Source organism: Clostridium sp. D33t1_170424_F3 (assembly GCF_015667585.1).
Taxonomy (GTDB): domain Bacteria; phylum Bacillota; class Clostridia; order Oscillospirales; family Acutalibacteraceae; genus Anaeromassilibacillus.
Window position 1 is genome coordinate 94,978 of sequence record NZ_JADPEG010000004.1, and the last position, 12,716, is coordinate 107,693.

Annotated in this window: 16 protein-coding genes; 11 read left to right on the top strand and 5 right to left on the bottom strand. The window is 49.1% G+C overall.

Annotated elements, in window-relative coordinates:
- The first annotated feature begins 122 nt into the window (after positions 1-122).
- From I4V53_RS03875 to I4V53_RS14130, 10 genes are read left to right on the top strand one after another with little or no spacing between them, the layout of a single operon-like run.
- Positions 123-992, top strand: coding sequence for a phage distal tail protein (locus I4V53_RS03875; RefSeq protein ID WP_195984080.1), 870 nt, complete (start codon positions 123-125; stop codon positions 990-992).
- Entirely contained in the window at positions 992-2,137 is a 1,146-nt protein-coding gene (locus I4V53_RS03880) for a siphovirus ReqiPepy6 Gp37-like family protein (protein ID WP_195984081.1), read from the top strand. Before I4V53_RS03875 ends, I4V53_RS03880 begins: the two co-directional genes overlap by 1 nt.
- Complete coding sequence (locus I4V53_RS03885; RefSeq protein WP_195984082.1) at positions 2,138-3,142, top strand: hypothetical protein; 1,005 nt, start codon at positions 2,138-2,140, stop codon at positions 3,140-3,142.
- Positions 3,142-4,386 carry a Kelch repeat-containing protein gene (locus I4V53_RS03890; RefSeq protein WP_195984083.1) on the top strand — a complete coding sequence of 415 codons (1,245 nt, stop codon included), beginning with the start codon at positions 3,142-3,144 and terminating at the stop codon, positions 4,384-4,386. Before I4V53_RS03885 ends, I4V53_RS03890 begins: the two co-directional genes overlap by 1 nt.
- A 3-nt stretch (positions 4,387-4,389) precedes the next feature.
- A complete protein-coding gene (locus I4V53_RS03895; protein ID WP_195984084.1) occupies positions 4,390-4,707 on the top strand; it encodes a hypothetical protein in 318 nt (105 codons plus the stop codon).
- Entirely contained in the window at positions 4,700-5,116 is a 417-nt protein-coding gene (locus I4V53_RS03900; protein WP_195984085.1) for a carbohydrate-binding protein, read from the top strand. The genes I4V53_RS03895 and I4V53_RS03900 overlap by 8 nt, the downstream gene beginning before the upstream one ends.
- Complete coding sequence (locus I4V53_RS03905; RefSeq protein ID WP_195984086.1) at positions 5,113-5,883, top strand: peptidoglycan recognition protein family protein; 771 nt, start codon at positions 5,113-5,115, stop codon at positions 5,881-5,883. Before I4V53_RS03900 ends, I4V53_RS03905 begins: the two co-directional genes overlap by 4 nt.
- 16 nt (positions 5,884-5,899) lie before the next feature.
- Entirely contained in the window at positions 5,900-6,163 is a 264-nt protein-coding gene (locus I4V53_RS03910) for a hypothetical protein (RefSeq protein ID WP_195984087.1), read from the top strand.
- A gap of 1 nt (position 6,164) precedes the next feature.
- A complete protein-coding gene (locus I4V53_RS03915; RefSeq protein ID WP_195984088.1) occupies positions 6,165-6,653 on the top strand; it encodes a phage holin family protein in 489 nt (162 codons plus the stop codon).
- A gap of 57 nt (positions 6,654-6,710) precedes the next feature.
- Positions 6,711-8,726, top strand: a complete 2,016-nt coding sequence (locus I4V53_RS14130) for an SGNH/GDSL hydrolase family protein (protein WP_195984089.1) — start codon at positions 6,711-6,713, stop codon at positions 8,724-8,726.
- Between the two features lie 213 nt (positions 8,727-8,939).
- Here the strand turns inward: I4V53_RS14130 and I4V53_RS14135 are convergent, their stop codons facing one another.
- Both I4V53_RS14135 and I4V53_RS03930 read right to left on the bottom strand, forming a co-directional pair.
- Positions 8,940-9,776: a recombinase family protein gene (locus I4V53_RS14135; RefSeq protein ID WP_195984090.1), complete on the bottom strand. Its 837-nt coding sequence runs from the start codon at positions 9,774-9,776 to the stop codon at positions 8,940-8,942.
- A 56-nt stretch (positions 9,777-9,832) separates the two neighbouring features.
- On the bottom strand, positions 9,833-10,159 hold the full coding sequence (locus I4V53_RS03930; RefSeq protein WP_195984091.1) for a hypothetical protein: 327 nt from the start codon (positions 10,157-10,159) through the stop codon (positions 9,833-9,835).
- 168 nt (positions 10,160-10,327) lie between these two features.
- On the opposite strand from I4V53_RS03930, the gene I4V53_RS03935 reads away from it, so the two are divergent.
- Positions 10,328-10,552 (top strand): helix-turn-helix domain-containing protein, encoded by a 225-nt coding sequence (locus I4V53_RS03935; RefSeq protein WP_195984092.1) that lies wholly within the window; start codon positions 10,328-10,330, stop codon positions 10,550-10,552.
- A 41-nt stretch (positions 10,553-10,593) separates the two neighbouring features.
- On the opposite strand, the gene I4V53_RS03940 is transcribed toward I4V53_RS03935, so the two are convergent.
- Genes I4V53_RS03940 through dinB form a run of 3 tightly spaced genes read right to left on the bottom strand, consistent with a single transcriptional unit; the run spans position 10,594 to position 12,676 of the window.
- A complete protein-coding gene (locus I4V53_RS03940; RefSeq protein WP_195984093.1) occupies positions 10,594-11,157 on the bottom strand; it encodes an SOS response-associated peptidase in 564 nt (187 codons plus the stop codon).
- 10 nt (positions 11,158-11,167) lie between these two features.
- Complete coding sequence (locus I4V53_RS03945; protein ID WP_195984094.1) at positions 11,168-11,416, bottom strand: hypothetical protein; 249 nt, start codon at positions 11,414-11,416, stop codon at positions 11,168-11,170.
- A gap of 12 nt (positions 11,417-11,428) precedes the next feature.
- Positions 11,429-12,676, bottom strand: coding sequence for a DNA polymerase IV (gene dinB, locus I4V53_RS03950; RefSeq protein ID WP_195984095.1), 1,248 nt, complete (start codon positions 12,674-12,676; stop codon positions 11,429-11,431).
- Positions 12,677-12,716: the final 40 nt, after the last annotated feature.

Genomic DNA, 12,716 nt, shown 5'->3' on the forward strand with positions numbered 1-12,716 from the left:
TTCATATTATAGCTTGAGTAAACATTTTCTGCAAGAGAAGTGAAAAAAATTCTCAAATTGAAACCGCACTCCGAAAAAGGGCGCGGATTTCTTATACCCAAATCTGAAAAGAGATGATAACAATGGATAAAGTCACCTATATATCCGACAATGGCCTATTTGTCGTTTTTGATGAGGTCGGTCCATACCTTTTATCCGATATTGACACGATGGGCGTCGGCAGCACTGAGGACAGCGACATGTCAATTGGCGGAGTGTATAACACCTACGCGACCGGCTACGACCAGCGTAGCGTGCCGATGGAGCTTGCAATCCTGGGCGGTGATAAAAGAGGCTGGTTTGACCTCGGAAACTTGCAGCAGATGAAACAAAAGCTGGCCAGCACCATTGATCTGAATTATCAGGGGACGCTGGTCTATGAGAACGACACCGGTGCGTATTCTCTGCGCGGACGCTTTTTGGAGATTCCCGCCGGCTTTGATCGGATCGGCAGCTACGAGAAATTTAGTCTTACATTCCAATCTACAGAAAATCCAAAATGGAAAGAACGCAGTGATCGAGTCGTTCGCATGGGTGCAGTGCTCGGCGGTTTGTCTTTTCCTCTGGTAATCGACCCGAATTTTGTATTCGGCACATATACGACAGAGTTTGCTGTCATCAATGACACCTATGACGACCTTCCGGTGCGCATCGTCGTGATGGGAACCGCAGAGCGCGTAACGATAACCAATGAAACGTCGGGCCGGTATATGCAGTTTAACCGTGCAATTTCCGCCGATCAGCAGTTGGAAGTAGATACCGAACGGGGAACCGCCGTTGTCAAATCGTCCGTGACGGGGCTGGTTATCGAAAACGCCAGCCATTACCTGACATTAGACAGCGATTACTGGTATTTGCAGCGTGGCCGCAATGTCATTAATCTGGACGGCGGTGGACAGACTACAAAGCCGTTGGGGTACATGTTCTGGCGGAAGCAGTTTGGAGGCGTCTGATGGATATACGTGTATTTAGCCCGATCACCGGGGATACGGCGCTTGAAGAGGGACAGCTGGGGAAAATCGTCCCGCAGTCAATCTCATGGACAGAGAACCTGTATGAGCCGGGTTCTTGGTCTATGTCGCTATCCGCCTTTGACGCTTATGCAAACGCATTGCAGCAGGGTAATCTCATCAGCGTCCGCGGCAACAACGTCTATCTTTGGGGGATTATCCGTGGTCTTGACGATGAGCGCACCGCGACTGCCGCGCCGATTGGCCGCAGCGGCGACGATCTGAAAGGATACCTCAAGCAGCGCGTTTGTTTGTATCCGTCATCGGGCAGCGACCTAGAGGGGTACGATACAGTATCTGGCAGCACGGAAACCGTAATGAAGCACTATGTAATCAATAATATCGTTTCTCCAGCCAATACAAAACGCGCAATTCCCGGTTTTACCGTTGCTACCGATCAGGGCAGAGGCATTGCGGATGACAAGTACATGGCACGGTTCAACCGTTTAAATGAGCTTTTGCAAGAGGTGGGTGCGGCGCAGGAGCTCGGATATAAGGTGGATATGGATTTGTCTGCAGGTAATATGGTGTTTGATGTGGTTATGGGTACAGACCGCACAGCCGGACAATCCGACCGACCGCGCATCATTTTGGACGTGGATTTAAGGACTGCTCTGGACAGTCACTTCGTCAGCGACGTGGAGAACTACCGCAATGCGTTTTATACAACCAAGAGTGGTGCGCGCTCTGAGGCAGAAGCAACTACTTTGCTGGTTTGTCGGGAAGACGATACGGAACCGGAAGGCCGCGAACGATATGAGACGCAAATCAATGTGAATGTGGATGATACAGCGTCGGATGTCGTCGGAGAAATGCAGAACCTTGCCCGCAAAGAAGCAACGAACTTTGAGAAAGACGACACCTTCACAGTTGAGCTGAACAGCAGCTTCGTTTACAACAAAGATTTTTATTTAGGTGATTTTGTGACGATCCGCGATAGAGTCCTTAACCAGTATGCGGATGTTCAGCTTATCAGTGTTACGCACGAATGGCAGGGGAAAGGTTATGGGATAACGGGAACCTTTGGGAAGCCCAGAAAAACCAATCTACAACTATTGGAGCGACAAATACGGACAGGGGGAAAATAAATGGCTTTAGGTGAAAAATCATTCTTTTGGGATAAACCGGAAGGGGCGCTTACGGAAGATGAGCTGGCCTATTACCAGTATGCGGCGCAGGACCTGGCAAGCTTTTTTGAATGCTTGTACACGACGGGCATTGCACCACAAATGGCGATCACAAGTCCGGATGATAACCCGGCGGATTACATTGGATCAAGTTTAGCTGTCACTGCTGGAGTTAACCTACAGGTTATAGTTTCACCTGGTGCGGCCATGATAAAAGGCCGCGGATACATATCCAGCTTCCCGATGTCGCATACCGTGTCCGCCGGCGCCACGACGGACATTGTCCTGCGGCTGGACTTGCGTGGAGCGAAACCGCAGATTTATGTCGCGACGAAGCAGAGAGAAGGAAACGTGTCGATCGAAAACAGCCTCTTGCACGATGCACTGAATTACGAGCTTGCATTGGCGACCGTGGTTGTACCGCAAAGTTCTACGGCGGTCACAGCGCCCATGATTACCGATCAGAGATTGAATACCTCTGCACATCCGATAGATGGTAAACCGTTGTCCGGACTCATGAAAAGCATCCCCAATGTAGACACAAAAGGTATTTGGGAGCAAAACCAGGTCTTACAGGATTACTTTAAAACCACGTTTAATGACTGGTTTGAAACTGCGAAGAGTGTACTCAGCGAAGACGCTGCAGGGCAATTGCTGAACATGATTACCGCATTGCAGGACGGCAAAGCCAATAAAAGCACGACCAGAACGACCACGTTGTATGCGTCCACTTGGAGCGGCAGCAGCGCCCCATATACCTACAACCTGAGTGTATCAGGAGTAACCGCAACAAGTAATCAAGACCTGTTGCCGGGATTGTCTATAACTGCCGCCCAACTTGAAGCATTGCAGGCGGCAAACATTCAGGATGGCGGACAGACTTCCGGCAGACTCACGCTTAAAGCGTGGGGAGATAAACCGACCATCAATATTCCTGTACGGGTGATTGTAAGGGGGGATGCGTAATGTCCACGATCGTGAACACTGGCGGAAGCGGTGCGGCGGTTAAGTTCAACGTGTTCTGCCAGCCGACCGAACCGAAAGAGAAAAACGGAATTTGGTTCAAAACTAGCACGAATATATCTCCCAAAAAGATAGTGTTTGATACGAGTTATTGGGGCAAGGAAGGTTGGATAACTCCATCCCCGATTACTGAATATAGTCAAAATCTTAGAGATTCTTGTTGTACTGTTTATAAGAACAAAATTTACTTTTGGGGAGGAGTAACCGATACCGGAAGCTGGGCAATGTCATTTTTATATGATGTTGCTGAAAACAATTATAAAGGAACCGCATTGACCAGTGATGGGTACCCGCAACGTGCTGGCGCGATGTGCGCTACTTGTGGAGATTACATCTATGTAATTGGTGGACATGATAAAAATGAGACCATTATTCCTCATATTTTAAAATATAGTCCAGAGACAAATTCGTATTCTAATGTATGTAGTATGCAAGCAAGAAAATACGATTCGTGCTGTGCTGTCTATAACAGTAAAATTTATATGTTCGGGGGATCAAACGCATCTTCAACCCCAATGGTGTCCGCAGAAGTTTTTGATCCGGATACTAAATCCTGTACGACAATTCGTGCCCTTCCGGATAACAGAACAGGTTCTTGCTGCGAAACTTATGGAGATAAAATTTATGTTTTTGGTGGATATATGAACGGGTTTAAAAATACAGTATATGAATATAACCCAGAGACTAATACTTATTCAACATTGACTCCAATGCCAGCTTCTAAATCATGGGCATGTAGTTGTTTAATCGGCGATGAAATTTTTATTTTTGGCGGAAAGCTAGATACTTTTAATATAGCAAACACTGTATTAGCCTATAACCCAAATACTAAAACGTTTCGGTATGCAGAACCACTACCAATTGGAAGATATAGCTCGTGTTGTGCGCAGGTCAACGATAGGATATATATTTTTTTTGGATATAAATCAACATCATCTACTTATGGATCGGCTGATGGAGATTGCATGTCCTTAACCTCAAAACAATATCCAGACAATCCAACAACAATTCTTTACTATCAACCAAACGATCATACGCACATGACTTCTTTGCTGGCGACAAAGTTGGTAGATTATCTTCCGGTTTATTTCAAAGATGCAATGCTGTTTAAAGATGGCGATGTAACATTTCCCGCCGTATATTGTGGTGACGGTGAAAATTGGAATCTAATTCGAGAGGAGCAATAAAAAATGAACCTTACATATAGAATTTGGGACAAGCAATCCCCGATCAACTCTTGCTCGGCGGACAAAGCAATGGAATCCCTGCGTATCCAGCCGAATGATGAAGTTTACATCATCGTCAATGAGAACGGCGCGGACTGGATTGTACAGACTAAGAGGGATGCACCATACCCCGGCGCGACTATTGAAAAAAGCGCGCAGAACCACATTGCGGTTATCAATGCAGAACGCGAACAGAAACCGGAAGATACTGACCTTGCTGCAAAGGTAGCAGCGCAGGAAGAAGCGCTTAAAATCATTATGGGAGGTGCTGAAAATGTTTGATCGGGAATCTTTGATTGCGGAGGCCCGCCGCATCCGCGCAGGAATTGAGGCCATGAGCGCCTTCGTACCAGATGAGCTGGCAGTTACTGTACCAACACTCTTCCCGGCGTGGATCAGTGAAGGTCATGAATACACCATTGGTGACCGCGTGCAGTATGGCGGCTCGCTCTATCGCTGCCTGACAGCCCACACATCGCAGGCCAGCTGGACACCGGATGCGGCTTCATCTCTCTGGGTGCATATTGACGATCCCGCCGTCGAGTGGCCAGAGTGGCGGCAGCCTGCCGGCAGCACGGATGCTTACACCAAAGGAGCCAAGGTCAGCCACAACGGAAAGCACTGGACCAGCGACGTTGACGCCAACGTCTGGGAGCCGCCGACTCAGTGGACGGAGGTGCCTGCGGAATGAACATTGTAAAAGATCTGCTCACGATCAACCCCTACAGCCGCCCGGGGACGAAACTTGGCAAGGTGACCAAGATAGCTGTGCATTACGTTGGCAATCCGGGAACCACAATGCAGGCCAATAGGAATTATTTTGAAGGGCTCAAAGTAGGCAAACGCAACAAAGCCGGTCAACTCATTTACGCGTCGTCACATTACATAATTGGCCTCTATGGCGCGGTCATCCAGTGTATCCCGGAGAGCGAGGTCAGCTACGCGACCAACCAAGCCAATCCGTACAGCATCAGCATCGAGTGCTGCCACCCGGCGGCGGACGGGAAATTCACAGCGGCGGCGGAACGGGCTTTGGTTGCCCTCTGTGCCGATCTCTGCCGGCGGTACAAGCTTGATCCGCTGCGTGACATCATCAGGCATTACGACGTGACAGGAAAGTGCTGCCCAAAATACTACGTGGATCATCCGGAGGCATTTGAGGCCATGCGGCAGCGCGTGCGGGGCTTGATGGCTATCGGGATTGATACTACCATGGATGTTGTCAGACGGCACGGAGACTGCTACACGGTGGCCATGCAGTGCGCGGACAAGCCGGTGATCTATCCCGGTACCGCCGGTGTTGTGACGGTCTGCCCGGCTTTCCCGCACAATAACGGCTGGCGGGCGAACATCGTCGCGATTGGCAAAGCCGGGGAGAGTACGGGGATTTACACGCGCCTGCCGGATCAGAGCGGGATAGACGGAGTTCTCAGGTTTGTTTTCAAAATTGCGGAATGAGAAAGGATATGTAGGAATGAAATACAGAAAAAAGCCGGTTGTAATTGAAGCAATCGTTTTTACCAGAAACAATTTCGATGAAGTTTATCAGTTTACCAACGGAACGGTGCATAGCTTGACGATTGAACGGCGACCGAATGGAAAATGTACCTGTATGCTCCCGACGCTGGAGGGCAAACATATCGCAAGTGAGGGCGATTATATCATCCGTGGCGTAAAGGGTGAGTTATACCCCTGTAAGCCCGACATCTTTGAGAAGACATACGAAAGGGTGGAATAATATGAACGAACATACCATTATTGGAATTAAAGCAACCATTACAGCGGCCTGCGCCGCCTTGTCCGCCTGGCTGGGATGGTTTGGCTGGTTGGTTGTTGCTTGGGTTGCCTGCTTGGTGGTGGATTACATTACAGGCAGCGCAGCAGCTTGCCGGGCGGGAGAATGGAGCAGCGCGGTTGCGCGGGATGGCATTTGGCATAAGACCGGGGCGATCGTTGCAGTAATCGCTGCTGCGCTGGCTGACTGGATGATTGGTCTGGTTGTCAACAATATTCCGGCGGTCACACTGCCGTGGGATTATGCGGTGCTCCTCTGCCCGGTTGTGCTGGTTTGGTATATCCTCACGGAACTGGGATCCATTGTTGAGAATGCCGGAAAGCTGGGCGCGCCTATCCCTGCGTTTTTGAGCAAAATTATTGTCGCTTGTAAAGGGAGCGTGGACGCGGCCGGGGACAAGCTCGCCGGCGGCGAAGAGAAAGAAGATCAGTAAAAACAAAGCCCTGCTTCTCATGAGGCAGGGCGATTTTCTATATGGAGGGATGTCATTGTGATCATCTTAAACGAAAATTGGACATTCACGTCGAAGGGCGGCACTTCCCTCGGATACGTGGGTGAAAATGAAGTCTGCACGTTGCAAATACAGAAACTCGGGACGGAATTTATGGACTGGGATATTGTACTGGATGTGTCCCAACCAAGCAAGAAAAACATTTGGGCCGTAGAGAAAACAGAAGAAGCCGGCAACATGGTCCTGTCTGTACTGATCAAGCGCGAATACATCGCGGCAGCCGGAAGTATTACGATACAGCTGCGGGCCTCGCATGCGGACGGCCGCGTCAAGAAGTCTGCGCAGCTTGTATTGTCCGTTAATCCCAGTATCAACGCGCCGGATGTGGTCCCGTCTCCGCTGCCGTCTGAATTTGCGGAGTATGAACTGCGTATTCTGGATGTTAAGGAGGCAGTGGAGGCCGATGCCGATCGTGCCGCAAAGGCTGCCTTATGCTCACCGCAGATCGGTGAAAATGGCAACTGGTACACATGGAATAGCACAACCGGAGAGTTGAGTGATACCGGCATCCCCGCCAGCGGAAACGCAGAGTGGAACTTTTTCAGTCAAACGCCCTGCCGGGTGTCGGGTCCATCAATCAGCGGCGTGAAAATGGTATCCTCCGCAGAGTGCAGCTACCGGCTATACTCCGATACTGTAAAAGACATGGACAGCGCGGGGCGGACACTGAACTGGATGACTGAAAGCCATTCCAACGGTATTTATAAGTTTACCGTTAGCATCGTAAATAATAAGCCCAGCGGCTGGTATCAAGTATTCTGGTCCATGAAATTCACCGGTCTGGAGGTAGGGAAGGCGTATAAGCTGTATATCGACACAACAGGTCTTACGCCGGATTCCACAACCACAGGGATGAATTTCGGGCGCTTTCTGTTGGCCAGTGTTGTCAACGGCGCCAAGGGTGATTTGATTGTCAGCACCACGGAAGTCGATCATGCCAGGCTGAATTCCTGGGAGTTTACCGCGACAACACCGGATGTGATTCTGGAATATTACGCGGGAAAGGAAATCTCGGAGCTGGTAAACGGGTACCAGGTGCGTTTCAAGGATTTGTACATCAATTATGCGGACGCGGAGAGCGGCCACACTGAGATATACAGTGACACCGGCACGTTCACGGGCGAAAAAGTCTTTTTGGAATATACGGATGGCTTGAATTACACAGCGGATCCAGTGTGCTCCGTCTATTACACCGAAGCAAAGTCTAAGGTGTTCACGGTAAACGGGGAGGAGCCAGACGATGAGGGAAACGTCAGTCTGCCGATCAGCCGACTGCAAGGCAAGACGTTAGTCTGCTTTGGCGATAGCATTACCGGCATGTTCGCGCCGCCAACCGACTATCCATCCGTTATTGCCCGACTGACAGGGATGACGGTTCACAACGTAGGTATGGAGGGCTGCCGCATGAGCCAGCACCCAGATCCATATTACGACGCCTTTAGTATGTACCAACTCGCCAACGCCATCGTTTCCGAGAATTATACATTGCAGGAGACAGCGGTCGGCAACACTGGCAGCTATGCAGCTGAGAGAGTACAGACGCTCAAGGCCATCAATTGGTCGGCAGTAGACTTCATCACAATCATGTATGGAACCAACGATATTCAGGGAGGGATGCCATTGGATAATGTGGACAATCCCAAAGATGTTACAACCTACCTGGGCGCGGCGCGGCATGCCTTGGAAGCGCTTTGGAGCCGTTACCCACATCTGCGTATTTTGCTTTTAACCCCGATCTATCGCTATTGGGATAGCGAGCGGGTAGACAGTGATGAAAAAATGTTTGGAAACAAGCATTTTTACGAATACGGAAACGCGCTCCTGCAATTGGCAAAGGATTACAAAACGCCGGCGCTGGATTTGTATTACACTTTGGGAATCAACAAATACAACCGGGGACAGTATTTTCCGATTGGGGATGGAACGCATCCAAACGATTTGGGCCGTACGTTGCTGGGGGAGAAGATTTCCGGAAAGCTTCTAAGTGAGTTTTAAACAGGCAGCTGTGCCGTGCTTGACAAATTCTAGTTGCAAGTGCAAAATACTTTACAATGTAAAGAGAATCAAATTGGACGAAAAATTGAACTCCTCTAAAATATCGATGAGTTCGAGTTGCTCGCTGTTAGGGAGAAAATAGCGGGAAAACTCCATGGAGACAAAGCCCTCAACCTGTTTATTGTCAAAGTTGCAGGTTGGGGGCTTTTGCTTTTATATTGTGGTATTTAGTTTCTTATATTGACGTTGCAAACGTCTTCCGACGATGGACTTTTCTAAAAAACGTTGCACTTTATTGTAAGTCTCTACGTTAATAATGGCGGGGTGATTTCCTTTGTATATTTGCCCGCAATAACTGTTATATCCAGCATAAACTGGACGTGTGAGTATTTTTCTTATACTTTCGGCAGTTTGTACTCTGCCGCGTTTTCCTGTGTAGCCTTTAAGTCTGCACAATTCTGCAACGGCTGAAAGATTTTTATATTCGAGGTATTTATTAAATATGTACCGTACCCTCTCAGCTTCTGCTTCATTAATTTTCAGGCTATCCTTTCCATCAAGGTCATAGCCTAAAACTTCATTGCAGGTCCGCTTTCCTTGCGAGGCGCGTTCTTCCATTGCTGCGCTAATCCGCTCGGAGGTTATCTCCCGCTCTAATTGCGCAAAAATGCCGCAAATGCCAACCATTGCGCGCCCCATAGCTGTACTGGTGTCGAACTCCTCTGTCAAACTAACAAAGGATACATTGTATTTTTGTAATAGTTCGAGTGTATCATATAAATCTGATACAGACCTGGTGAACCGGCTCAAGGACCACACGATGATAAAATTGAAGCGTTTACCATTAACGTCTTCTAAAAGCTGCTTCATACCGGGACGGTGGTCAATGTCCTTTCCGCTGATTCCTTCATCAGCGTAAACAAAATAGACTTCATACCCGTGCTCTTTGCACCACTTTCGCAGCGCTTTTTCTTGGGCAGCAAGGGAATATCCCTCCCGCACCTGATCAAGCGTGGACACTCTTATGTAGATAGCTGCTTTTTTGCGCACTCTATTGCCTCCTAATAGGGGCCGTGCTATAATAAACACGGCCCGGTTTTGTATGCTTACTTTCCGGCCACTTCGCCGTTGCCCTGTTCCAGCAGGGCAGCGGCTTTTTTTAATGCGTGAATTCCATCCGCGTCAATCAATATCGGACGGTTATTATAACCGGCGGTTAAAGTACAGTGCTCCCCCGCAGCGTTATAGATGGCCTTGCCTCCACCGACGCATTCAGCGACGATAAATCCATCCGGAAGATTGTACTCTTCCGGGTCGTACCAGATGCGGCTGACACTCTGCGGCTCGTTCAGTGTAAAGGCATCTTGCTTCCTGAACTGGCACCGTTCCTCGGACGTACAGCGGTAGATTGTGATTGTTTTGTTTTCTTTCATTTTGTTTTCCTCCGTTCTTTTTTCAGTCGTCCTTGACTGTGATTACATTATAGCACTTAACTTTGTGCGAAACAATTGACGTATAGCACAAAGTTAAGTGCTAAAAGTGTATGAAATGCACTTGATTTTGTGCTAAATATTTGATAAGATAATGTGAGAGGTGATCAAGTGATTAAATATGATAAACTATTCAGGATCTTGAAGGATAAAGGCTACAACGCAACCCGTATAAGGGACGAGAAACTGATTGGTCAGGGGACGTTAACCGCGTTGCGAAGACACACCGGTGGTCTGGATGCAAAAACAATAAATAAATTGTGTCGGGTCTTGCAGTGCCAACCCGGCGATCTAATGGAATATGTAGACGAAGAGAATTCCCCTGATAAGCTTTAGTAGCTTGTCAGGGGGATTTTTGCCATAATAGCAGTGCCATTTTACGTTATACTGAGCTCTGGTTGCCTCTCACTCATGATTTTAAATGCGGCATCCGTATCCGCGATCCAGCGATCAATTTTATCAAGCGGCACAATCACTGGCATCCGATCATGCACATTTATAATGGATTCATTCGCAGTCGTGGTCATAATTACGTACCGGCGCTCACCTTGGTAATCGTTGTAAAGGCCGGCCATATAAAGGGTGTTCGACCCGGGAAGTTGAAACCGGCGTTTACGTTTTTGAGAATCCCACTCGTAAAAACCGGTGCTTGGAACCACACAGCGCCGGATCATCAAACTTTTACCAAACATGCGCTTTTCAGCTGCTGTCTCGGCCCGAGCGTTGATGATGGAGCTCTTGCCATGAAAGGAGAGGAAACCCCATTTTGCGACATCCGCAGTCACACCGGAGCCGACATCCAACAAGATTGGCGCAGAGTTGGTGGGGAAGATCTCGCCTGTCTTTACACAACCCGTGCCGTGCTTGCGCTCTACTTCCTCGATGATTTTTCTTATATCTTCGTACTCACTATCGGTAAATAGTGTATATCGTCCGCACATAGTGTTCTCCTTACGATGAGCTGGATGCTTCCACAAACCAGCTTGGCCCTTCAAACCATAGATACCGTTCCTTGCCTAAAATACGCACCCGGTAGCGTGTACCAATTCCACCAGCCTTCAAACTGGCGGCTCTGCGCATGTCAAGTACCCGGTCAATCTCGAAATGTCTGCCGTCTTCCCAGGTAATCGCAGTGGGAGTGAGCTTGCCGCCGGCGTCAAAATGCGCATCGACCTCTACGTATACTTTTCGAGTTTCCATGATGCACACCTCTTATCCGTTGTGGAGAAAGCCGACCGGATGAATTATGTGATCGGCTTTCGGATCCAAACGGGACAATTCGCGGTCCGTCAGAGCAATTCCCCTTTGTATACTAAAATGCCCAAAACGTCGCCGAATATCATCCACGGCGTGTTCCAGATCATCCCGGCGTTGCACACGAGAGATTTCAGGCAGAAAAGATAGTTGAATCTGCTCGCAGAGGGATAGTCCACATGCCCTTACTCCAAGGCTGCGGATGGCTTTGTCCGGCAGACGGTGTTTTTGATACAGTGCAAAAGCAGCTTGAAAGACGCTCGCAGAGTTACAGACAGGGAAGTCCAGTTTTACCTGACGTTCGCAGGACCAGAGGTCCGTGTATCTCAAATATATTTGAACGGTATCACATTGGAAATTCTGTTCCCGGAGCCTCTCCGCTACGCTTTCACACAGGATGTACAGAGTGATTTTGACATCGTCGTCCGTCTTTAAGTCTCTGGGCGTCGTGGTGCTGTTGCCAACCGATTTGATAACCGGATGTATGCCGGCATTGGTAACAGGAGAGATATCGTGACCATCAGCAAAGCTCCAGAGCATCAGGCCGATTTTACCGAGCAGGCCCTGCAAGAAATCCGTGTGTGCGTTGGCCAGATCGCCGATGGTGTGGATGGCATATCGCTGCAACTTACGAGTGGTCGCCGGGCCAACGTACAGGAGATCCGATACCGGCAGCGGCCAGACCACGTCACGGTAGTTATCACGCGTAATCACAGTTGTTGCATCTGGTTTTTTAAGGTCGCTGCCCAATTTTGCAAAAATTTTATTGAAGGATACGCCAACAGAGGCCGTTATACCCAGCTCATCTTTTATCCGCCGGCGCAACTCGTCGGCGATGGTGCGCCCGTCTCCTAATAGGTGAGTGCTGCCGGTGACGTCCAGCCAGCACTCGTCCAGCCCGAAGCTTTCTACCTGGTCGGTATAGTCGCTGTAGATTTCCCGTGCGAGTGCCGAAAATTGCAGATACCGATCGAAGCGGGGAGGAACGAACACAATCTCTGGACAGAGCTGCTTCGCTCTCCACAGCGGATGCCCGGTCGTTACGCCATACCGTTTGGCCTCGTAGTTTTTGGCAAGCACAATACCGTGCCGCTGCTCTACATCGCCCGCCACCGCGACAGGCTTGCCGCGCAGTTTGGGATCGTATAGACATTCCACACTCGCGTAAAAATTATTCATATCACAATGCAGGATGGTTCGTTCCACCTAATTCACCTCCAAACGCACGTTCTGCCACTTTGTATTA